This window comes from Clostridium tetani (assembly GCF_900167265.1).
GTDB lineage: Bacteria > Bacillota > Clostridia > Clostridiales > Clostridiaceae > Clostridium_G > Clostridium_G tetani.
On sequence record NZ_FUWT01000012.1, the window covers coordinates 1 to 20,636 of the forward strand.

Here is a 20,636-nt window from a genome sequence, read left to right on the forward strand (position 1 = left end):
ACTATTTAATATCGTCAGATTCATTTATTCATTCAGATCAAGGGGCACATTACACTAGTCCCATATTTCAGAAATTGCTTAAAAAATATAATATAAAACAATCTATGTCTAGACGAGGTAACTGCTGGGATAATGCTCCACAGGAGTCATTCTTTGGACATCTTAAGGATGAAACAAATATTAAAAATTGTAATACATTTGCTGAACTCTTGGAAGAAATTGATGAATATATGGATTATTATAATAATTATAGAGGTCAATGGAATTTAAAAAAGATGACTCCTGTAAAATACAGAAATCATCTTCTTAGTACCGCCTAGTCTTTTTTTAAACTGTCCTTGACAAAGGGTACATTTTAGTATTCTTCAATAGCCTAGATTTTTTAGATTGCCTTTGTCATAATTTGATTACTCCACTTGCTACATCTATCTCCAAAAAAGCCTACAACTTTTCCGGAACTCAATATTTTTATTACTTCACAGCAGTTTCCACAGCCATCACAGTTGTGTGTTTCTGTTTTAAAATTACTTTTCCAAAAGTTAAAGCCTTTAAATTCTGTATTTCTATTTTTTAAAGCTTCACTTTTTCCTAAATGAGATGCTCCTATAGCTCCCATCAATTTATGATTTTCAGGTACATATATTTCACAACCTAATGTTTCTTCAAAGGCTCTTTTTATGCCTTTATTGGAAGCAACTCCACCTTGGAAAAATATTTTTTCTTTTATTTCTTTTCCCTTTGCTACATTACTTAAATAGTTTCTAACTAAAGCCTTACAAAGTCCCCTTAAAATATCTTCTCTACTACATCCTATTTGCTGTTTATGTATCATATCAGATTCGGCAAATACAGCACATCTACCAGCAATTCTTACATCACCTTTTCCCTTTAAGGCTAAACTTCCCAGATCTTCTATGGAAATCCCCATTCTTTCTGCTTGCCTATCCAAAAATGAACCTGTACCTGCTGCACATACTGTATTCATAGCAAAGTCATTTATAATTCCATTTTGTAAGGTTATTATTTTAGAATCCTGTCCTCCTATTTCTATTATAGTTCTAACTTTTGGATCCAATTCTAAAGAAGCTACTGCATGAGCTGTTATTTCATTTTTAACAGCATCTCCTCCTATAAAAAAGGAAGCAAATTTTCTACCACTTCCTGTAATACCAATGGATGATATTTCTTCATCTCTATATTTTTCTCCTAATTTCTTAAAACCTTCTCCTAATATTTGTATAGGATTTCCCATGGTTTTTAAATAAAGACCTTCTACTAAGTTATTATTTTCATCTAAAATGACTATATCTGTACTAACAGAACCTACGTCAACTCCCATATGATACATTTTTAAATTTTCTCCTTTCTAATAAATCTACAAAAGCTTCCAATCTTGTGTCAAAACCTGATTCTCCCGTTAATTCATCTACTACTAAAGACATTATAGGAAAATCCTCTTCTTTAGATATAGTAGGAAGTATTGCCTTACAAACTATTTCTGGCATGCAACCCATAGGAAATATTTGTATAGCACCATGGAAGTCTTTTCTCTTAAATAAAACTGCATCTCCTACACTTTCTCTACAATGTCCTCCTACGTAATAGGGAAGATATTTTCTCGAAGCAAGCCTCATGTCTAAAGAATTCAATTTGATTACAGATAATAATGAATTCTTTATCCACCAACTAGGAGTTAGAGATTTTAAAGTACTCACTCCCATATCCATAAGTTTATCTTCCATATATAAATTAGAAAATGGTTCTAATATAGTATATATTTCTCCTATAATTGCTACTTTTATAGGATCTTTATTTTTATCTAACTCTATATTTTTTATCTCCTTTTTATATTTTTTTAAGACTTTTACTGTTTGCTCAGTTCCCCTACACTCTAAAGCTTCTTTTCTACAAGTTTCTAGAAGTTTTCTACATTGTCCTTTTTTCTTCTCATAACCTGCTAAAAATCTTAAATCCCCTTCTATGCTATCCATTAAATTTATTATTTCCTGGGCAAGCTTTATCGCTTTTATCTTTAATAGTGGATTTACTTTACTTTGTTTATTTATCTTGTTTATCCTATTCATAAATTCATTTTTTCCAATGGCTGCAGGTTTATCTAATAGTATAAGCTCTACTTTATAACCTAACTTTTCTAATGCATTTTTTTGAAGTTCTCCATATTCTCCAAATCTACATGGCCCACAGCTTCCTGGTAGCACCAGAGTATCTGCTCCCTCTTCTATGGCTTTTATATAGGAACCTAATATTAATTTATAGGGTAGACACATTTCCTCTGGTGAATGTTTAGAACCTATTTGTAGTATTTCTTTATTAGTAAATGGAGGCATTATATATTCTATGTCTAAATCATCAAGAAGAGCTTTAATTGCAAAGCAAGTATTCCCCAAGTGTGGAAAAGTTATATTCAATTTTATCCATCCCTTTCTCTATTAAACTAAGATATTTGTAACATGTCAGAAAAAGCTTCTAGTCTTGTATCTATACCAGCTTCTCCTCTTTGTTCATCTAATTTAATTTCAAGTATAGGAACTTCTTCATCTTCATTCTTTATAAGCTCCAAAATAACAGAGTCTACACCACATCCAAAGGAGGATATGTAAACTATACCATCTATCATTTTATTTTTTGTCATATAAGAAGCAAAACCATAGGAATTTCTCACAAAAGTCCAAAATGGCTTTTTGTATAATCTTTCTACTTCTTGATTTATATGATTTTGCCCTAAATACTCCTCTGTAATAACCCCTATACCTAATTTATTTAATTTTTCTGTTATATTCATATTTATATAATTATCAAATATATTGTAAGGATGCCCTATTAATGCTATTTTTCTAGAAAAATTTTCATTATTTATCCCTGCCATGTAATGTTTTTGAGCCTTTAGTGCTTTTTTAAAAGCATTATTTGTAACCATTCTATTTATTCCTAAAATGTTTCCTGTTTTAATAGCCCATTTTTTTAATTCTTTTTCTCCATAAGCGTAAATGGGCTCGCTTATAATAGGAGGTATATCATCTATACTATTTGCTACCATTTCTACTAATCCACAAAATTTCGGACAAATGTATTCATCCTTATTGATTTGCATAATTCTTGGCACAAAAAGTAGATCACATTTATCTTTTAAATAAGAACAATGACCATGAAATACCTTTACAGGAAGACAACTCTCATCTACACAGGTTTTAATGCCATCGTTTAAAATTTTTTCATTGGTATCTGGCGAAGTAATGACTTCAAATCCTAAATTTTTAAAAAAATTCATATAAAAAGGATAATATTTGTAATATAAAAGTCCTTTTGGTATACCTATTCTCATATTTCTTCTCCCCTAATTTTAATTTAATCATTTACATTATTGACCAATATATAAATTTTATTCATCTATATTAAATTATGGTATATTATATATAGCAATGAATAATTAACAGTAAATAAATAGAGACAATTTTTAAATATATAGAAAGAGGCGGTTTTAAAATGAGCAATAAAGTTAAAATTCATTATCTTTATCATGATGGTTTTGCAGTGGAAACGGAAAATCACTTTTTAATATTTGATTATTATATTGATACTCCTAAAGGAGAAGAAAGATCTATTGAAAATGGTGTAATTTCTAAGAAAGATTTGGAAGATAGGAAAAAAGTTTTAGTTTTTTCTTCTCATAGTCATCACGATCACTTTAATCCATTAATACTACAATGGGAAGAATATAATAAAAATATAAAATATATTTTAAGTAGTGATATTTTTTTAGAAAACTATAATAAAAATCACTTAATAGCCTATGAAAATAGAGAACTTAATATAGATGGTGTTAGGGTTAAAGCCTTTGGTTCTACGGATATTGGGGTTTCTTATTATGTTGAAGCAGATGGTATAAATATCTTCCATGCTGGAGATTTAAATTGGTGGCATTGGAAAAATGACCCTATGGAGGAGCAATCAGATATGGAACTTAAATTTAAATCTATTATAAATAAACTACATAATTCTGTGGATAATGTGGATATAGCTTTCTTCCCTGTGGATTATAGATTAGAAGAATTTTTCTATTTGGGTGGTAATTACTTTATAAATAAAATAAAACCTAAATTATTTATTCCTATGCACTATTGGGAAAATACTTACATAGTTAAAGATTTTATAGAAAAAATGGAAGACATAAATGAAGCAATACCTTCTGAAATAGCATTAATAAGAGAAAGAGGGCAGGTTATTAACTTTAGTAAAAGTGTTTGACACTTTTACTAAAGTTAATAACAATGAACAACTAATAATGAATAATGAACAATTGTGGATATTTTTCTTCGCTGTGCTCTGAAAAATTTTAATTTCGTTTTTTGGGCTCGTTAAGCTTTGCTTAACATCGCATACTTTGCTTAGCATCACATACTTTGCTTAGCATCACATACTTTGCTTAGCATCACATACTTTGCTTAACATCGCATGCTTTGCTTAGTGGCTGAAAATTCCACTTAATATTACAGCTATTTAATTAGCTTTTTTGCTTGTTTTAACTGTTGATTGTAGTATTTTTAGAAGTTCTAAACAATCTTGTTTAATATCTTTACTTTCAAATGGCGTAATATAATCTGATTCAGTTAATAATTCTATCCAGTATAATGTTTCACTTGTTTCTTTGAGTGCGATGCTCATTTTAGAGGCGAAATCTTTTTTACTTTCAGCAAATTTTGCTTCCCTAATATTTGCACCTATACTAGTGCCACTTTTTAGAAGTTGTTTTGATATAATATATTCTTTCTTTTCTTTTGTGGCTATTTTACATAGTCTTATTATTTTTAGTGCAAATTCTTTACTTTTAATTGATAAAATATCATGTTCCAAATTTAAGACTCCTTTCTAAATAAAAGTGATAGGCAATAATTACTTATCCTAATTATTACCTATCACTTTTATTTTATTCATTATTTATTATTTTAATAAATTCAATGTTTAGCTGTGCTAAACTAGCCCTTTATTTAATGAATATTGAATATTGAATAATTGTGGTTATTTTTTCTTCACTATCATTACGAAAAAATTTTAATTATCTGATTTATATATTAAGTAGTTCTTAACTAAAACAGCGATGTTTAGCGAAGCAAACGAGCCTACAAAACAAAATTTATAGATTATAAATTACGTTTTTTATCCATTTATTTGATTTAACTCTCTTATAACTTAATATAAACTTTCCAAATTCCTCTATGCCTGCCATACCAGCTACTACATAAACAGGTAATTTTATTATAAAAGCTGCTATTAAAGTTAAAGGAAGTCCTACAAGCCACATAGTTACCGCTTCTGAGATTAATGCATATTTTGCGTCTCCTCCACCTCTTAGAACTCCTACTATCATAACAGCATTAAATACTCTCATTACCATTATGATGGAGGTTATATATAGTATAAGTAAAGAGGATCTCATTACTTCTTGTGATACATTAAATAAATTTAGTATAAATGGTGCACTTATTGCCATGGAAACACCTAATATTATCCCAAGTATTATACCCATTTTGGTAAACTTTTTAGCATATTCCTTTCCTTCTTCTTCTTTTCCTTCGCCTATTTTATTTCCTATCATAACTGCTGAAGCATTTGCTACTCCTAATGTTACTACCATAAATAAATTTTGTACTGTAGTACATATTTGTATTGATGCAATTGCCTTTGTACCTATCCTTCCATATATAGCTGCATACATAACCATGGCTAGTCCCCAACAAGCTTCATTAAATAGTACGCTAGCTATAGTTCTATATATTTTATTTATAAATTTCATATTTATATCTGTCATTTCTTTTATGGATGCTGCTAAAACACCTTTTTTACTGTATACATATATTAAAAGTGCTACACATTCCACTAATCTGGCAATTACAGTGGCTAAAGCCGCTCCCTTAACTCCTAATGCTGGTAATCCAAAATTACCAAATATTAATCCATAGTTAAAGAATATGTTAGTTATTAATGCAATTCCGCTTATAGCCATTGGTATTATGGCTTCTCCAATACATCTTAATGATATACTATATGCTAAAGTTATAGCAGTAAGTATATAGCTTATAGCTATAGTTTTTAAATACTTTGCTCCAAAGTGTATAACTTGAGGATCTTTATTAAATAAAGATATTATAGTTTCTGGCATTAATAAAGCTATTAAAGTCATTAACAATGATATTGTAACACCTGCTATAACATTTACTCCTAATATTTTTCTTATGTTCTTTTCATCTCTTTTTCCCCAAAACTGAGAGATAAATATTCCTCCACCACTAGATATTCCAAGTGCGAGAAGGTTAAAGAAAAAGAAATATTGGTTTGCTACACCTACAGATGCTATTTCAACTTCTCCCAATTTTCCAACCATAACTGTATCTACCATATTTAAAAAAGCTGTTATGAAATTTTGAATTATTATTGGTAGGGCTAGTCTACCTAAAACCTTATAAAATTCACTATTGTTAACTTTTCCTTTCAATGTGTTTTCCAATAAAATCTCTCCTTTCTCCTAAAATATATCTGAAAATTAAAAGCAAACCCCTAGAAGTTTTTCAAAGTGGTTCGCTTCATCACTAATCTATATATTTTTGTTTTCCAAAATAACATTATACCATGTAAACTTGTCTTATTCAATAGTTTTTATCTTTAATCCATTTGTTTATATAGTTCATAAATTTAGCAAAGTCATCTAAATTATTTTTTAATACATTTCTTGTCATTTTAATTATCACCCCTAGAATTTTTTTCAATCCATTCATTAATATATTTCATTTGAGTTCTTCTAAATGGTTCCATATCCATGTATACATTTTAAGCTTAATTTATCCATAGGATTATAATTTTTATTATTTTTACCCTTTGCATAGGAACCAAATATATATAATAATTTAATTCCATAATCCTCAACCAACTTCTCTATATTATTATCTAAAATATCTATAACTTCTTTTAAGTTATTTTGTAACATAATACCACCTACCAAACTATCATTTAACCATTTAAATTATCTTTATTGTATTAATTATACCCTAAATATATATTTAAATTAAGATTTTTTCAGAGTAAAGCTAGGAACTAAATAATGCTGTGCATTAAAAAAGAGGTGTCCTTTCGGACAACCTCCATGTTATACTTTATTAATCATTTTCTGGACAATTACATTGACAACATTCTGGATTCAAATAATGTGTAATAATTCTTGCTTTAAATACTCTGTCATCTCCTTGTGGATCACATGCTTGTGCAATTGCAAAAGTGAAGTTTACATCTAAATCTGCACAGAAACATTGTTGACCTGTTGGACACTCTGCTTCATCCTCAAGAACTTGAACTGCTCTAACTATATCTTGATTTGCTACTCTTTCACATAATACAGCCGCTACTGAAACAGGTCTATTAGGACATAAATTTCTGATAGTTGCAGAAACATCTATTAATAATCCAGGATTTGTTGGGTCTACATCTCCAAGATCTATTTTTGTACAAGTAGTACAAGAATCTATATTAACCGGCTCACAAGGTTCTGCATCTATTGGATCACAAGTTTGTTGTCTTACAGTTAATTCATCTATCTGAATTTTCTTTTTCATTTATAAATCACACCCCACGTTTTTATTTTTAAAGTTTGATATTGTAGTAAAGATTAACAACAGTCTTCACTACAACAAGATTTTTTAAGAATTATTAATAAGATTATTATTATGAGTATAGGCTCTATATTAATAGTACATTTAACTGGCAGGGGCAATGGAGCATCTATATTTACATGTATATTAGCACACATGTCACAAGGTTTAACCTTTACCTCTCCTTGACCACATATAAAATTACAATATCCTCTATTATTAATCATCATTACCCCCCTCAACTTTTAGTGCTTAATTTATTATATGGAGTATTCTCTTTAAAAGTTACAAAATTATATAAAATTTTCATAAACTACTTTATTCTATGAAATTAAGATCAGTAATTTATATAACAAAATTAAACTTAAAATTTGTCACCTTTCTACAAAATATCCCATAGTATAAAAGTATAGGAGGTGATATAAATGGCAAATTTAAATTATAGTCTTGAATTAAAAGATGGTTTCCCACAGTGTAATGCTGCTGGCACTGAACAAACTTGGGTTTATGTTATTACTAAAACAGGAGATACTTCAGGTGCAGAAATTAGTCACTGGGATCTAGAGCTTTGTCCAGACCTTGAGGTATTAAGAGTTTCTAAAAATGGTGTAGAAGTTCCTGTAGAAAATGCAGATGATATAGATGTAGAAATATTTAATCCACCAAATGCAAATGCCTCTTGTTTATTCTTACCTGGTGAAAACGTAAGAGTAATAAAATGGGACGAATTAAGTGATGAGGAGGTTGCTCCGGCTGCTGCAGGTGAATTTAACTTCGTATTAGCAGGATGTTTCCAAGCAGGTGAAATTAGAGCATCCATTAAAGGTGGTAGTGATCAAACTGACGGTTGCGATATAAGAACTATAATAGGTCCTACTTGTCAGGAACAACCTACCCGTGGTATAGATTTTTCAGACTTAAAAGATATGGATATAGTAGAGAATGACTAAAAATAAAAAAAAATGGACCCTTTTAATTTATAGTAATGGAAATAACGAAATAGAGCCTGAAATATACAATAACTTTTCTACTCTTACACATCTTAAAGATATAAATAATATAAATGTAGTTACAGAAATAGGTAGAGCTAAAAGTAGTTTAGTTTCATTAATAAATCCCTCTAAACTTTTGTACCAAAATCAAAGTTGGAATGGAGTTAGACGATATGCATTGAAGGGTTCTGAAAATATATTAGTTGCGGATAGAGCCATTGCCAATATGGCTCATCCTCTTAATTTATATGATTTTATAAAATGGGGTATGGAAAACTTCCCCGCTGAAAACTATGCCTTACTCATATCCGGACATGGATTATCCTATATAGGTGGTATTACAGATTTAACCTTGGGAAACTTCTACACTATGGGTATACCTGAAATGTGTAAAGTTATGAATTTAATAGGAGAAGATTTAAAAGAGCATATAGACATATTAATATTAGATATGTGTAATATGAATTTAACAGAGATAATTTATGAACTTGGATTTTGTAAAAATAATGGATGTAAAAGGGTAATAACTTACTGGGAAAATGGTCCTCTTTTTGGTATACCTTTAAATAATATAGTGGAATTCTTAGATAATAATACCCAAAACACTAATATTGACAATCTGTGTAAAGATCTAATGGATTATTTAAAATCTCCACTTATTTCTTATAAATTAAATTGGAAAGAACTTAATAAAATAAAAGAAAATTTTAATTTTATGGGAGAATACTTTATTCAAAATAATATATATGATACAAAAAAAGTAAATAAATTATTAAAAACTGGTGTGCCTAAACCTTGTTCAAATTATATAGAAGAAATAAATTCATTGATTTCCTCTTTATGTATTTATAATAGTTCTTTTAATAAAACTATTTCTATAAAATTTATTTCCACAGATTTAGGTAGAGCTATAGCTTTATACAAAAGATTAGCTTTTGCAGAAAATAACGCCTGGACTAAGCTTCTTAGTAGATATGATATTAAAAGTAATCAGAAAGTTTCCGATTTAAATCCCCTTATATTATCAGATGCTGCTATATATAGTTTTTTGAAAAATTTAAATCCTTATTTATCTTCTCAGGAAATATTAGATATAATTAAAAAATTAAAATCTAATTCTATATAGTAAGACCCCAGTGCTGAATTTTTAGCACTGGGGTTCTTTATTTTTATTGCTCAAATATTACTATAAGAAGCATTTTAAACTTTTCTGTAGCATATAGAGCATGAGGTATACCTGATGGCATTACTATAGTTTCACCTTTTTTTACATTAAACTTTTCATCTCCAACAGTTATTTCTGTTTCCCCATCTATTACATAAACCATTGCATCTCCCTCAGAAGAATGAGAACTTATTTCCTCTCCCTTATCAAAGGAAAAGAGAGTTACGCTAGAACCTTTTCCTTGTGAAAGAGTTCTACTTATTACTTGACCATCTTGATATTCCACTAGTTCTTCTAAGTTAAAAATCTTTGCAAATTCTATGTTTTTAATTAAATCCTTTTTCATGATAATTCCCTCCAGTTTTAAATAAAATTCAATTTACCTCTTGAAAGTGATAATCTATGATTTTAGTATAGTATATTTTTCCTTTAACCTCTGTAACTTATGTTACTAATTTTCATTTAATTTTAGATTTCTTAATATTTTAATAAGAATTTAATGTTATAATTAAATATATGCACCAGTAAATATACTAAAATATAGTATGGATATTTGTAAAATAAAAGATTTAAAAGGAATTGTGATACTATGAGAAAAATTTATAAACTATTTAAAGTTACTATTCTTCTATTTATATTATTGGCTTTATTTACTTTTTTTAAAAGTATAAATAACAAAGAATTTATATCCAATTCTTCTTCTAAAGTCTATATAAATTCTTCAGACAAAATTAGCAAAGATATAGGTCTTCAAATAAATTGGAAAGAAGTTGCGGCTTTACATGGAGTTTATTTAAAAAATAATTTTTCTAATGCTTCAGAAGAAGAGGTTTTAAATTTAGCTAAAAAATTTGTAGATAAAAATACTCACTCCACTAAATTTAAAGGTTCTATCTATAAATTAGTTCCTTTAGAAGAAGTTATGAATAATCTCTCTTTTAAAGAAAAAGAAAAGAAAAAAGTCTATAAAAATTTAGATTTATTAAAAGATAAATATATAGTAAAAGTTTCTGAAGAAAAAGAGATTTTTATAAATGCTCTTACTCCAGAGGCTAAATCCATATATAAAGAATACGATATTCTGCCCTCTATAGTTATAGGACAAGCTATTTTGGAGTCTGATTGGGGTAAATCCAAATTATCTTCAAATTATAATAATTTATTTGGAATAAAAGCAACAAAGTCTTGGAAAGGTAAAACTGTTAAAATGGAAACTTCAGAAAACTATGATGATACCATAATAGATGTTTTTAGATCCTATGATTCAAAGGGAAATTCTCTAAAAGACTATGCTAAATTCTTAAAGGATAATAGACGATATAGGGAAAATGGAGTATTCAACTCTAAAACTTATATAGAGCAAGCCGATTCTATAACAAAGGCTGGTTATAGTACCAAAAAGGATAAAGACGGTAATCATATGTATGGAAACTTACTTACAGAAATTATAAGGGAATATAATCTTCAATTAATAGATAATGAGGTACAAAATGAATATTTTAAACAAATTTACTCTCAGCAAGAAAATTTTTAATTAAAGGGTATGTAAAACCCTTTAATTAAATTGATATAAATTGATCTATTGTTAATTGTTCAATTTTACTCTCTGAGAGATTAGACAATGTAAGACCTATAAGTCTTAAAGGTTCTTTTATATTTATGCTATCAAGTATTTTACATGCTTCAATATATATTTTTTCTTCTTCATTAATATAATCTTTCAAAGTTTTACTTTTAGTTGTGGTTTCAAACTTATAATTTTTTATTTTTACTGTTACTGTTTTTCCCCACATATGATTTTTCTTTAACCCTTCTGATATGCTTTTGGAAAAAGTATATAAATATTTTTTAATTTCTTCTGTATCTTTAGTATCTTTTCTTAGGGTTGTTTCATTTCCTATGGATTTTCTTTCTCTTCCAACTTGAACTTCCCTGTTATCAAATCCCCTTATTCTTTCATATATTTCTAATCCAAATTTACCAAAATACTCTATAAAAAGATCTAAAGGTAGCTTATACATATCTTCAATTTTAAAGATACCTATATTGTTCATTTTTTCTACTGATTTTTTTCCCATTCCATGCACTTTATTTATTGGTAAAGGCAATAATATATTTGGAATCATATCTTTTTTTATTATCTTAACTCCATTTGGTTTATTCCAATCAGAAGCTAATTTAGCTAAAAATTTGTTATAGGAAATCCCCATAGATGCAGTTAATCCTTCTCTTTTCCATATTTCTTTTTTTATATATTTTACTATCTCTAAAGGTTCCCTACCGCAATTTGTTATATCTAAATAAGCTTCATCTATGGATACAGGTTCTACAATTGGAGTTATTTCATAAAATATTTTAAATATATTCTTAGATACCTCTCTATATCTGTCATGTCTTGAAGGTACATATATACCATTAGGACATTTTTCTCTAGCCATAAAAACAGGCATAGCAGAATGAACACCATATTTTCTAGCTTCATAGGAAGCCGTTGCTACAACTCCTCTACCACTGGTTCCACCAACTATAACTGGTTTTCCTCTTAATTTAGGGTTATCCCTTTGTTCAACTGATGCAAAAAAAGCATCTAAATCTATATGCATAATAATTCTATCCAATTTACATACTCCTTTACATTTTAACCAAACTTATGTTCTTATATATTTTATCATATATTCTAAAATGTTTCTCCTAAATTTAAGAAATTCTTAATATAATATGTAATTTTTACTTAAGATTTAATTCTTATAATGTATATAACAAAACAAAGACAAGGAGATTTTAAAATGGAAATGCGTGAATGGAGAATTGGTTCTTTAACCTTAGGAATGTCTCTTATAATTTCAGGAATTACTTTCATAATTTTTAATATTTATGGCAATGAAGACATTTTAATAAAAGCTTTAAATTGGTGGCCTATTATACTTATAATTTTAGGATGCGAAGTTTTACTTTCCAATAAATTATATATTATGGGCAAAATAAGCTGTAAATTAGATTGGATAAGTATATTATTTATATTTATATTATTAGGTTTTTGTTTTGTTACTGCTTTATTTTGTTTTCTAATAAAAAATGGAATGCTACATTATCTATAACACCCCATCCAAAATAACTAGAGAATAGTTTTTATTCTCTAGTTATTTTAATATTAATTTAAGTTTTTTATAGTTAAATTAATCAAATAGGAATATATAATATCAGAATAAGAGAAACTAAGATTATAGTTTTATTATAAAGGAAGTGCTATATTTATGAAGAAAAAAACTATACTAGTTACTTTATTTATATTTTTATTAGTTCAAACAAATAGTGTTTATGCAGCAAAACGAATAAATAAAAATATTTCTAATGAAAAAATACAAGAAAGTATGTATAAAGATTCTATGCTTGTATTATTGTATCCATATATAACTCAAGCGATTACTGATTATTATGAATCACCTAAGCAGTTTGATTTAACTGATGCAAAAATTTTAAGTATCACAAAACCCAATAAGGAGGTAATGAAATATTATATAACCATTCAAGTAGAAACTTTTACTGGGGCACATAATCCTCCCCGTGGTATAGAAACTATCACTATAAGTACTAGTCCATTAGAAACTAAAATTATAAATTATAAGCATATTTCGGAGTAATAAATATACAACAGCTATCTGATGGATATCATTAGGCTATATAATAGCACTGCATTTTAACATTATGTACCTTAAAACGTATAAGAAGTTTCATCAACTACAATTGATTATTACTTGTTACATATAAATTGACGAAACTATACCTATTTTGCAAATAATACTCAACAATTAACAATTGAGTATTACAAAATGTTATATTAAAATATCCATACCATTTAAAGTAATATGAATATTATTAATAACTTGTTACGTCATAAAAATATATAATGTGAGGGATTTATAATGAATAAAAAAACACTAATTACTTTAGTGATTTTAATAAGTGTGATATCTGTAACATTTAAAATTTATGGACATAAGAATAAATGTGTATCAAATAAACATGAACAAATTAAAGCTCTAACTTTAAAAGATGCTTATAATGTAGCTCTAGTTAAGATCACCACCCTAGATTCAAACTCAAAATTGTATTTTATTACAAGTGTCGATGAGCCTGATAGCAATACTAGTTGTGGACTAGATGGTAAAAGGCGTTATTGGAATTTTATTTTTAATGTACCTAAAGCAAATAAACAATTTATTATTACTATACATGATGGACAAGTAGTAAATTATAATACTTCAAAAAATCCTTTAGATGAAAATGATTTAATTGATTTAACACAGCTTAAAGTTGATAGTACAGATGCTGTCAAGAAAGCTATATTAGAGTATAATCTTAAGCCTGGTCTGTCATGGGCTAGAGGCTATAATTTTGTACTAGCAAAAATAGATGGTAAGATAATCTTAACTGTAGTTGGAAACGATAAAGATGGAAACTTTTCTAGAATAAATATAAATTCCACTACAGGTGATATAGTATCAGCCATACATAAAATATCTACTGGAGGAGGACTATTCAGAAATAATTCTCAATTACCAATATTTCAAAGCCAAACAACAATACTAACAGGAGCATCCTACTCTGATAAGAATGGAACTATTGGTGTATGGGGATATGAAAACACTGACAACTCCAATGTTCTTCCTATTTTAAGTTTAACTGAGGATGGCGGTAACACATAAAGGAAAAACGTGGACAAAACTTGTTAATATTTCAGATGAAATTTTAGACGTGAAAATATTTAAAAATAAAATAGCAATATTGACAGATAAAAAAGCTATGATATCTAATAATTGTGGAATAAGCTGGAGTACTATAGATGTACCAAGTAAATCTCGAATGATAGGTTTAGGAGCTAATAATGCTGTAATAGTTCTATCAGATGAAGGCCTATTTCAAAGAAAAGGTACTTCTTGGGCAAGCTTTTACACTCCATTAAATAATATATTAGGATTTAAATTTAATGGTAAACATCTTGTAACCTATAATTCCAATTCAGTGGCATTACTAGATACTGATATTAACAAATGGCTATCTGTTAATACGTCATTAGAGATATTAGATGTATTGCAAACTACAAACTTTAAAGGCGATTGCAACTTTTATGTAAACTTAAAAGATGGTAGTTTATACAAGTTAAATAAAGGAGGTGATTCTATTGATTGTAATGAAAAAATGACCTTACCCCAAGATGGAGAGCTGGCAACTATCATCTCAGGGCTTGATAATGAAGTTTATTATATTATGATTCCATTACAAGAATGGAAACCAATCGAAGGATTGGTTCAATGACAAGGAGTTATTATTATACAATATTATTATGTGCTGTCAAACACTAAGTATGAAATTAATTAAAAATATAATTGATATTATATACATTGGTAAAGAAACATCTTCTTTTTTATTTGCAGCTAATTTAGCAATAGGATATGCTATAAAACCAAATGCCATACCATCTACTATGCTATAAGTTAATGGAATCATAGTTATAATTAAAAAGGCTGGAAATCCTTCTGTATAGTCTTTAAAGTTTATATTTAAAACATTTTTAATCATTAAACTTCCTATAATTATAAGTATTGGTGCTACAGCTGAATTTGGAATAACTTTTATAAGTGGAAGGAAAAATATTGAAAAAATAAATAAGATTCCTGTAAATATAGAAGTTAAACCTGTTTTTCCTCCAGCTGCAATAGCCGCTGCACTTTCCACAGTAGCTATAGTGGGACTAGTTCCTAAAATGCCACAAGTAATTGAAGATAAGGCTGTGGATTTAAAAGAGTTTTTAAATTTTTCTGGTTGTTTAAGCATAATATTTACATATCCATTAAGAAGTCCTAAATTTTCAAAAACTAATACTAATACCAATGAAAATACTGCTGTCCAAAAGCTTATAGATGTTAGTCCCCCAAAATCTAATTTAAAAAACACATTTTCATAACCTTTAAAACTTACTCCCCCAAAGCTTATTGAGTATAAATCCACTAACCCCAGTAAATAGGAAACTCCTGTACCTAAAATTATACTTATTAAAAAATTTCCTTTTATATCTTTTATGAATAGAAATAATGTTATAGCTAGATTTATAAGGGTCGCTAATACTAATGGATTTTTTAAGTCTGCTAAAGTTACAAAGTTACTTTGATGTGCCACTATTATTCCACCCTTTTGAAATCCTATGAAGGTTATAAATATTCCTATTCCTACTGTTATAGCTTCTTTTAATGAGTGTGAAATAGACTTTGTTATAATATCCCCAAGTTTAGTAAAGGTTATTGCTGAGAATATTATACCTGCTATAAACACTGCTGTTAAAGCTTCTGTTACAGAAAGCCCCATAGATTTTATAATAGTATAGGAAAATAGAGCATTTACTCCCATACCTGGTACCATCATAATAGGTGCATTGCCTAAAAAACCCATTATCATACAACCTAAGAAGGATGCCAATATAGTGGCTATAATTCCTGCTTCTAGGGCTATACCCGCGTCAGAAAGTATCGATGAATTAACAGCTATAATATAAACAACAGAAAAAAATCCTGTTAATCCAGCCAATAACTCTCCCCTAACTGTGGTTTTATATTTTGTTAAGTAAAATATTTTTTCAATTATTTTTTTCATTTTTTCTTACCTTTCTCATATCCCCTCAACCCACCCTCATTATTAATAATGATGTAATAATTATTATATCAAAGGATATATTAAAATGAAACTTAAGGAATTATTAATATTCTATACAATATTTCATTAAGAATTTTACAATACAATAGTATTAAAGAGGTGATAGTAAATGAGAAGTAACAAATTTTTAACTTTTATTTTTTCCTTTATTCCTGGAGCTGCCCATATGTATTTAGGATTTCAGAAAAAAGGAATACAAATTATGCTTTTATTTTTTTCGTTATTATTTTTAGGTAATTTTTTAAGGACAGATATGTTTCTTATTCTTTTACCTATAGTATGGTTTTATAGCTTTTTCGATGTAAGAAAGGCATTTAATCATAGTGACACTTTTGTAGATGAAATTAAATATTTTTCTTTAATTAATTTTGAACTTAAATATTTAGGATATTTCTTAATTTTTGCAGGTATTATTGGATTAATTAATGGAGCATTATTCCCTATACTAAGTGTTTATTTAGATTGGAGAATTATACAAACTATAAAAGATGTGCTTATGTCTCTAATTTTAATAATTATAGGAATTAAGCTTATATCTGGCAAAAAGGTTCATTTTCAAGAATATAAAAGATTAAATCCCCCTTCTGATGAGAATTAATAAGAAACAATTTTAAATTGAAAGGGACTGGAATTTTTAATAATTCTAATTTTCCAGTCCCTTAGTTTATATTAAGTTTCCCATTTTATCTTTTATCTACGTTCTTCTTAATGTATTTTATATATTAATAATATATGTCATCTATAAGTTTATGTTACTCTATTTAAATTCTTTTAGTGAATACTTGGATATACGGATTTTGTAGATTTTTTATTTAAAGTCATATTTCTTCTTTTTCCTAGTTCTTCTATTACATTTTCAATTTCTATATTCTGTTTCATCATAAGAACCATTAGATTATATATTAAATCAGATATTTCATGTACTTGCTCTTCTTTTGATGCATTTTTACAAGCAATTATAACCTCTGAGCTTTTCTCGCCTATTTTTTTTAATATTTTATCCGATTCTTCTTCAAATAAATAAGAGAATATTATGTCATTCTTTCTGTCTTTTATAACTTCTACTAATTCCTCTATTAATTTATTGACTTCCATAAAAATATCTCTCCTTTAATATTTTTTCTTTTCTCTTTTATATATTCTCCAAGATTCTACTTAAAATTACATCCTATTTAGTCTCTTATATAAAATTCAATGTAAAAATAAAGAAACTGTTTCAAAATAATTAAAAAATTATTTTGAAACAGTTTCTTTATATATTAAAATTGAAATGAACTCTATGTTGCATTAGTTCTGAGGGATTTATTCCCTGTCTTATAAGTTTTATTATGTTAGTTTTTATATTATCATATTTTTGAAACACACATTCTGCTTCTTCTAAATTATGATATACTTTCCAATACCCTACCTTAAGACAAGATTTATTAGGACAATGTACAAACATAGCTACATCTGCTATAGGATATCCTAAGAAAATTCCAACTTCATGAGGACAACTTCTTTTAAATCTAGACTTTAGATGTTTTAAAATTTCATCTAATTCCATATCTCCCTCGTATCCAAATCTTTTTAGAAAAGCTCTTTCTCTATCATTTTTCAATATTTTTTCTAAAATACCCTTATTGTAAATTAATACAGTTACAAAGTCTTCTTCTTCATTTAATTCTATGTAATCTATATTAAAACTTTCTTTAACTTTATCTCTTACATTATACCAACAGTCCATTAAATTTCTATTACTATTTTTTAATGTTACAAGGGAGGATGGTTTTTCTCCCGCCAATGTAGGCCCTGAAGAAATAGCTATTGTTGAAAATAAATATTCTTCATCACTAAAATTGTTAGCTTTTTCAAAATATCCTCTTATTATGTTTTTATACAAGTTCTCATCCTCCCTTTAATTACAAATTCTATATACTATCTATAACGTTATGCTTTTACTAAACTTTCTCCTAATTGTTTACATTTTTCTAATCCTTCATCATCTGGAGTATAATTTATAATAAGCCCATCTTCCACTAAATTCGCTCCATAGCCTTCCATTCTAGCTTGCCAATCTTCCATCCATTGTCCACTACCCCATCCATAGGATCCAAAAAGGGCTACATTTTTTCCTTTATATAAGTTGGAAGTCTGTTCTATAAAAGGTTCCATAGATCCTTCTTCTAAAACCTCGTCTCCCATTGATGGACAACCTAATGCTACTGCATCAGCATTCTTAACATCATCTTCTGAAACCTCATCTACACTTACAAGTTTAACTTGTCCACCTGCAGCTTTTGCTCCTTCTGCTAATGCCTCTGCCATAGCTTCTGTATTTCCTGTTCCACTCCAATAAATAACAGATATATTTTTCATGTATATCCCTCCTGGTAATTGATATTGATTATCACTTTCATATATTATATTATTACTTATTTCCAACTTTGTCAATACATAAAAACATAAAAACATAAAAAAAGAAACTATTTAAAATAGTTTCTAAAAGCTTTTAATTTATTTACTTTCTTTTAAAATATCTCTTATTTCAGCAAGTAATTTTTCTTCCTTAGATGGTTCTTCTACTTTAGGCTTCTCTTCTTCTTTTTTCTTAAAAGAATTTATAAGTTTTACAAATAAGAATATAGAAAAAGATATTATTATAAAATCAACTACTGATTGAATAAATTGTCCATATTTTAATACTATTTCAGAACCATCTATAGATGTTACTGTTAAACTTAATGTTTTAAAATTAACTTTTCCCAACAATAATCCTACTGCAGGCATTATTATATCTTGTACCAAAGAAGTTACTATCTTACCAAAAGCTCCCCCTATAACTACACCTACTGCCAAATCAATTGCATTTCCTTTTATGGCAAACTTTTTAAATTCCTCTACTACATCTTTAAACATTGTATTCCTCCTTTGTTCTAATAAAATATATTTAAATTAATTCTATATCTTTCTCTTTTCCTATTTCTCTTAAAATGCCTTCTATTATCTTATGTTCTGTATTTCTAAAGCTTCTAATTTTACACATAAATCTTAATGTTAAAATAATCTTTCCATCTATCATAGAAGTATATATAGTATGTGATAAATTTTGATAATATATAGGGTGCTTTTTGCAGGCTATATCTAATGATTCTTTTACCTCACCTTCTATATCTCCTAATACAGAATTTGCTACTTTATTTATTATATCTTTAGTCTTTTCCCAATTACTTTTAAGTGTTATATTTATTTCTATTTCATTCCAAGTAAATGGAAAATCTCCTGTTTCATTTATTACTTCTGTAGTAATAAGTTTTATATTTGGTATATAAACAAATCTCCCAGTACTTTGTCCATATATTTTATTAGTTTCAGTTACTTCTATTATGGTAGTATAAAACCAATCTATCTCTACCACATCACCAATATTATTTCCTATTTTTATTCTATCTCCAATTTTAAAAGGTTTATGAGAATTAATTATAACCCATCCTAAGAAATTTGACACTAAATCCTTAAAGGCAAATGCCATACCTGCTGAAAATAATCCTAAGAAAGTTAATATATCTCTAGATTCATATACCCATATAGGAATTAGAAAAATCAAGAAAATAATCTTATTCATAAAAGATATTTGTTTTTTTAATTTTATAGTTTTTTCAGAGCTTAGATTAGCTTTTTCTATAGATTTATATATAAACCTATAAATAATATAAAACATAATCAAAAGCATAATTGATACTAGAAATTTAGGAAATGTTCCTACATACTTAAATTTTAAACTTATAGACTTAAACATTGAGGTCAACTTTAATAAAATATCAGTCATTATAAAGTGTCCTCCCTTATCTACTCTTCCTTTTTATCTAATTCTTCTATTATAAATTTATCAAATTGTATATCTTCCATGAAATTATCTTTATTAAAAGTTGTTTTAGTCATTTTTTCAAATTCTTCATGATTTATAGGTAGCCAGTAAGGGTTAGATATATCTAACCTATTACATATTTCTTTTATACAAATTTCTAGATTTTTTTCATAGTCCTTTTCAGAATTATAAGCTACTACTTCTTCGTCAACCATTCTATTATCTTTCATGAGCTTTCCCCATATTCTAGGCATAATGTTCCTCCT

27 protein-coding genes are annotated in these 20,636 nt (G+C 27.7%); 10 read left to right on the top strand and 17 right to left on the bottom strand.

The window, feature by feature from the left end:
- On the top strand, positions 1-320 hold a 320-nt coding region (locus tag B5D21_RS09590; protein ID WP_143323998.1), incomplete at its 5' end, for an IS3 family transposase.
- A gap of 62 nt (positions 321-382) precedes the next feature.
- Here B5D21_RS09590 and B5D21_RS09595 read toward each other — a convergent pair.
- From B5D21_RS09595 to B5D21_RS09605, 3 genes are read right to left on the bottom strand one after another with little or no spacing between them, the layout of a single operon-like run.
- The gene (locus B5D21_RS09595) at positions 383-1,348 is read right to left on the bottom strand and encodes an acyl-CoA dehydratase activase (RefSeq protein WP_011098753.1); all 966 of its coding nucleotides are present in this window, start codon (positions 1,346-1,348) and stop codon (positions 383-385) included.
- On the bottom strand, positions 1,329-2,429 hold the full coding sequence (locus tag B5D21_RS09600; protein WP_011098752.1) for a 2-hydroxyglutaryl-CoA dehydratase: 1,101 nt from the start codon (positions 2,427-2,429) through the stop codon (positions 1,329-1,331). Before B5D21_RS09600 ends, B5D21_RS09595 begins: the two co-directional genes overlap by 20 nt.
- A gap of 26 nt (positions 2,430-2,455) precedes the next feature.
- Positions 2,456-3,343, bottom strand: a complete 888-nt coding sequence (locus tag B5D21_RS09605; protein ID WP_011098751.1) for an acyl-CoA dehydratase activase-related protein — start codon at positions 3,341-3,343, stop codon at positions 2,456-2,458.
- A gap of 161 nt (positions 3,344-3,504) precedes the next feature.
- Between B5D21_RS09605 and B5D21_RS09610 the strand changes: the two genes are divergently transcribed.
- Positions 3,505-4,266, top strand: coding sequence for an MBL fold metallo-hydrolase (locus tag B5D21_RS09610; protein ID WP_011098750.1), 762 nt, complete (start codon positions 3,505-3,507; stop codon positions 4,264-4,266).
- 252 nt (positions 4,267-4,518) lie between these two features.
- Here B5D21_RS09610 and B5D21_RS09615 read toward each other — a convergent pair whose 3' ends face one another.
- The 5 genes from B5D21_RS09615 to B5D21_RS09635 form a co-directional block, all read right to left on the bottom strand.
- Positions 4,519-4,872 carry a four helix bundle protein gene (locus B5D21_RS09615; RefSeq protein WP_011098749.1) on the bottom strand — a complete coding sequence of 118 codons (354 nt, stop codon included), beginning with the start codon at positions 4,870-4,872 and terminating at the stop codon, positions 4,519-4,521.
- Between the two features lie 280 nt (positions 4,873-5,152).
- A complete protein-coding gene (locus B5D21_RS09620) occupies positions 5,153-6,523 on the bottom strand; it encodes an MATE family efflux transporter (protein ID WP_011098748.1) in 1,371 nt (456 codons plus the stop codon).
- Positions 6,524-6,814: 291 nt separating this feature from the next.
- Complete coding sequence (locus B5D21_RS09625) at positions 6,815-7,000, bottom strand: nucleotidyltransferase family protein (RefSeq protein WP_023437292.1); 186 nt, start codon at positions 6,998-7,000, stop codon at positions 6,815-6,817.
- Between the two features lie 169 nt (positions 7,001-7,169).
- Positions 7,170-7,622 carry a hypothetical protein gene (locus B5D21_RS09630; protein ID WP_011098747.1) on the bottom strand — a complete coding sequence of 151 codons (453 nt, stop codon included), beginning with the start codon at positions 7,620-7,622 and terminating at the stop codon, positions 7,170-7,172.
- A 53-nt stretch (positions 7,623-7,675) separates the two neighbouring features.
- On the bottom strand, positions 7,676-7,885 hold the full coding sequence (locus B5D21_RS09635; protein WP_035124514.1) for a hypothetical protein: 210 nt from the start codon (positions 7,883-7,885) through the stop codon (positions 7,676-7,678).
- A 198-nt stretch (positions 7,886-8,083) separates the two neighbouring features.
- Here B5D21_RS09635 and B5D21_RS09640 point away from each other — a divergent pair, with 198 nt between their 5' ends.
- Together B5D21_RS09640 and B5D21_RS09645 are read left to right on the top strand one after the other, a co-directional pair.
- Positions 8,084-8,608: a hypothetical protein gene (locus B5D21_RS09640; RefSeq protein WP_011098746.1), complete on the top strand. Its 525-nt coding sequence runs from the start codon at positions 8,084-8,086 to the stop codon at positions 8,606-8,608.
- Positions 8,601-9,776 (top strand): clostripain-related cysteine peptidase, encoded by a 1,176-nt coding sequence (locus tag B5D21_RS09645; protein ID WP_011098745.1) that lies wholly within the window; start codon positions 8,601-8,603, stop codon positions 9,774-9,776. The genes B5D21_RS09640 and B5D21_RS09645 overlap by 8 nt, the downstream gene beginning before the upstream one ends.
- A 43-nt stretch (positions 9,777-9,819) precedes the next feature.
- On the opposite strand, the gene B5D21_RS09650 is transcribed toward B5D21_RS09645, so the two are convergent.
- Positions 9,820-10,164 (bottom strand): cupin domain-containing protein, encoded by a 345-nt coding sequence (locus B5D21_RS09650; RefSeq protein ID WP_171816077.1) that lies wholly within the window; start codon positions 10,162-10,164, stop codon positions 9,820-9,822.
- 240 nt (positions 10,165-10,404) lie between these two features.
- Here B5D21_RS09650 and B5D21_RS09655 point away from each other — a divergent pair, with 240 nt between their 5' ends.
- Positions 10,405-11,349, top strand: a complete 945-nt coding sequence (locus tag B5D21_RS09655) for a glycoside hydrolase family 73 protein (protein ID WP_011098743.1) — start codon at positions 10,405-10,407, stop codon at positions 11,347-11,349.
- A 25-nt stretch (positions 11,350-11,374) separates the two neighbouring features.
- On the opposite strand, the gene B5D21_RS09660 is transcribed toward B5D21_RS09655, so the two are convergent.
- Positions 11,375-12,433, bottom strand: a complete 1,059-nt coding sequence (locus tag B5D21_RS09660) for a DNA polymerase IV (RefSeq protein ID WP_011098742.1) — start codon at positions 12,431-12,433, stop codon at positions 11,375-11,377.
- Between the two features lie 168 nt (positions 12,434-12,601).
- Here B5D21_RS09660 and B5D21_RS09665 point away from each other — a divergent pair, with 168 nt between their 5' ends.
- The 4 genes from B5D21_RS09665 to B5D21_RS09680 all read left to right on the top strand — a co-directional run bounded on the left by B5D21_RS09665 (position 12,602) and on the right by B5D21_RS09680 (position 15,131).
- Complete coding sequence (locus B5D21_RS09665) at positions 12,602-12,913, top strand: hypothetical protein (RefSeq protein ID WP_035111065.1); 312 nt, start codon at positions 12,602-12,604, stop codon at positions 12,911-12,913.
- A 156-nt stretch (positions 12,914-13,069) separates the two neighbouring features.
- Positions 13,070-13,456: a DUF3888 domain-containing protein gene (locus B5D21_RS09670; protein WP_052042363.1), complete on the top strand. Its 387-nt coding sequence runs from the start codon at positions 13,070-13,072 to the stop codon at positions 13,454-13,456.
- Positions 13,457-13,738: 282 nt separating this feature from the next.
- Positions 13,739-14,521 (top strand): hypothetical protein, encoded by a 783-nt coding sequence (locus B5D21_RS09675; RefSeq protein ID WP_011098741.1) that lies wholly within the window; start codon positions 13,739-13,741, stop codon positions 14,519-14,521.
- Positions 14,505-15,131: a hypothetical protein gene (locus B5D21_RS09680; RefSeq protein ID WP_011098740.1), complete on the top strand. Its 627-nt coding sequence runs from the start codon at positions 14,505-14,507 to the stop codon at positions 15,129-15,131. The genes B5D21_RS09675 and B5D21_RS09680 overlap by 17 nt, the downstream gene beginning before the upstream one ends.
- 36 nt (positions 15,132-15,167) lie before the next feature.
- Here B5D21_RS09680 and B5D21_RS09685 read toward each other — a convergent pair whose 3' ends face one another.
- On the bottom strand, positions 15,168-16,463 hold the full coding sequence (locus B5D21_RS09685; protein ID WP_011098739.1) for an NCS2 family permease: 1,296 nt from the start codon (positions 16,461-16,463) through the stop codon (positions 15,168-15,170).
- Between the two features lie 169 nt (positions 16,464-16,632).
- Here B5D21_RS09685 and B5D21_RS09690 point away from each other — a divergent pair, with 169 nt between their 5' ends.
- Complete coding sequence (locus B5D21_RS09690) at positions 16,633-17,121, top strand: hypothetical protein (protein WP_011098738.1); 489 nt, start codon at positions 16,633-16,635, stop codon at positions 17,119-17,121.
- Between the two features lie 173 nt (positions 17,122-17,294).
- Here B5D21_RS09690 and hisE read toward each other — a convergent pair whose 3' ends face one another.
- The 6 genes from hisE to B5D21_RS09720 all read right to left on the bottom strand — a co-directional run bounded on the left by hisE (position 17,295) and on the right by B5D21_RS09720 (position 20,624).
- On the bottom strand, positions 17,295-17,618 hold the full coding sequence (gene hisE / locus B5D21_RS09695; protein ID WP_011098737.1) for a phosphoribosyl-ATP diphosphatase: 324 nt from the start codon (positions 17,616-17,618) through the stop codon (positions 17,295-17,297).
- A 157-nt stretch (positions 17,619-17,775) separates the two neighbouring features.
- Positions 17,776-18,405, bottom strand: a complete 630-nt coding sequence (locus tag B5D21_RS09700) for a DUF3793 family protein (protein ID WP_011098736.1) — start codon at positions 18,403-18,405, stop codon at positions 17,776-17,778.
- A gap of 47 nt (positions 18,406-18,452) precedes the next feature.
- On the bottom strand, positions 18,453-18,881 hold the full coding sequence (locus B5D21_RS09705) for a flavodoxin (RefSeq protein ID WP_035124511.1): 429 nt from the start codon (positions 18,879-18,881) through the stop codon (positions 18,453-18,455).
- Between the two features lie 138 nt (positions 18,882-19,019).
- Entirely contained in the window at positions 19,020-19,421 is a 402-nt protein-coding gene (mscL, locus tag B5D21_RS09710; protein WP_011098734.1) for a large-conductance mechanosensitive channel protein MscL, read from the bottom strand.
- 31 nt (positions 19,422-19,452) lie between these two features.
- The gene (locus tag B5D21_RS09715; RefSeq protein ID WP_011098733.1) at positions 19,453-20,331 is read right to left on the bottom strand and encodes a mechanosensitive ion channel family protein; all 879 of its coding nucleotides are present in this window, start codon (positions 20,329-20,331) and stop codon (positions 19,453-19,455) included.
- A 20-nt stretch (positions 20,332-20,351) separates the two neighbouring features.
- Positions 20,352-20,624 carry a hypothetical protein gene (locus tag B5D21_RS09720; protein ID WP_023437270.1) on the bottom strand — a complete coding sequence of 91 codons (273 nt, stop codon included), beginning with the start codon at positions 20,622-20,624 and terminating at the stop codon, positions 20,352-20,354.
- Between the last annotated feature and the right edge of the window lie 12 nt (positions 20,625-20,636).

What these genes read in the sequence shown, in the direction of transcription:
- B5D21_RS09610 (WP_011098750.1), top strand. Translation starts at nt 3,505, where the DNA reads ATGAGCAATAAAGTTAAAATTCATTATCTTTATCATGATGGTTTTGCA.
- B5D21_RS09705 (WP_035124511.1), bottom strand. Translation starts at nt 18,881, where the DNA reads ATGAAAAATATATCTGTTATTTATTGGAGTGGAACAGGAAATACAGAA.
- B5D21_RS09675 (WP_011098741.1), top strand. Translation starts at nt 13,739, where the DNA reads ATGAATAAAAAAACACTAATTACTTTAGTGATTTTAATAAGTGTGATA.
- B5D21_RS09635 (WP_035124514.1), bottom strand. Translation starts at nt 7,885, where the DNA reads ATGATTAATAATAGAGGATATTGTAATTTTATATGTGGTCAAGGAGAG.
- B5D21_RS09625 (WP_023437292.1), bottom strand. Translation starts at nt 7,000, where the DNA reads ATGTTACAAAATAACTTAAAAGAAGTTATAGATATTTTAGATAATAAT.
- hisE (WP_011098737.1), bottom strand. Translation starts at nt 17,618, where the DNA reads ATGGAAGTCAATAAATTAATAGAGGAATTAGTAGAAGTTATAAAAGAC.
- B5D21_RS09690 (WP_011098738.1), top strand. Translation starts at nt 16,633, where the DNA reads ATGAGAAGTAACAAATTTTTAACTTTTATTTTTTCCTTTATTCCTGGA.
- B5D21_RS09720 (WP_023437270.1), bottom strand. Translation starts at nt 20,624, where the DNA reads ATGCCTAGAATATGGGGAAAGCTCATGAAAGATAATAGAATGGTTGAC.
- B5D21_RS09680 (WP_011098740.1), top strand. Translation starts at nt 14,505, where the DNA reads ATGGCGGTAACACATAAAGGAAAAACGTGGACAAAACTTGTTAATATT.
- B5D21_RS09645 (WP_011098745.1), top strand. Translation starts at nt 8,601, where the DNA reads ATGACTAAAAATAAAAAAAAATGGACCCTTTTAATTTATAGTAATGGA.
- B5D21_RS09665 (WP_035111065.1), top strand. Translation starts at nt 12,602, where the DNA reads ATGGAAATGCGTGAATGGAGAATTGGTTCTTTAACCTTAGGAATGTCT.
- B5D21_RS09670 (WP_052042363.1), top strand. Translation starts at nt 13,070, where the DNA reads ATGAAGAAAAAAACTATACTAGTTACTTTATTTATATTTTTATTAGTT.
- B5D21_RS09640 (WP_011098746.1), top strand. Translation starts at nt 8,084, where the DNA reads ATGGCAAATTTAAATTATAGTCTTGAATTAAAAGATGGTTTCCCACAG.
- B5D21_RS09595 (WP_011098753.1), bottom strand. Translation starts at nt 1,348, where the DNA reads ATGTATCATATGGGAGTTGACGTAGGTTCTGTTAGTACAGATATAGTC.
- B5D21_RS09685 (WP_011098739.1), bottom strand. Translation starts at nt 16,463, where the DNA reads ATGAAAAAAATAATTGAAAAAATATTTTACTTAACAAAATATAAAACC.
- B5D21_RS09655 (WP_011098743.1), top strand. Translation starts at nt 10,405, where the DNA reads ATGAGAAAAATTTATAAACTATTTAAAGTTACTATTCTTCTATTTATA.
- B5D21_RS09630 (WP_011098747.1), bottom strand. Translation starts at nt 7,622, where the DNA reads ATGAAAAAGAAAATTCAGATAGATGAATTAACTGTAAGACAACAAACT.
- B5D21_RS09605 (WP_011098751.1), bottom strand. Translation starts at nt 3,343, where the DNA reads ATGAGAATAGGTATACCAAAAGGACTTTTATATTACAAATATTATCCT.
- mscL (WP_011098734.1), bottom strand. Translation starts at nt 19,421, where the DNA reads ATGTTTAAAGATGTAGTAGAGGAATTTAAAAAGTTTGCCATAAAAGGA.
- B5D21_RS09715 (WP_011098733.1), bottom strand. Translation starts at nt 20,331, where the DNA reads ATGACTGATATTTTATTAAAGTTGACCTCAATGTTTAAGTCTATAAGT.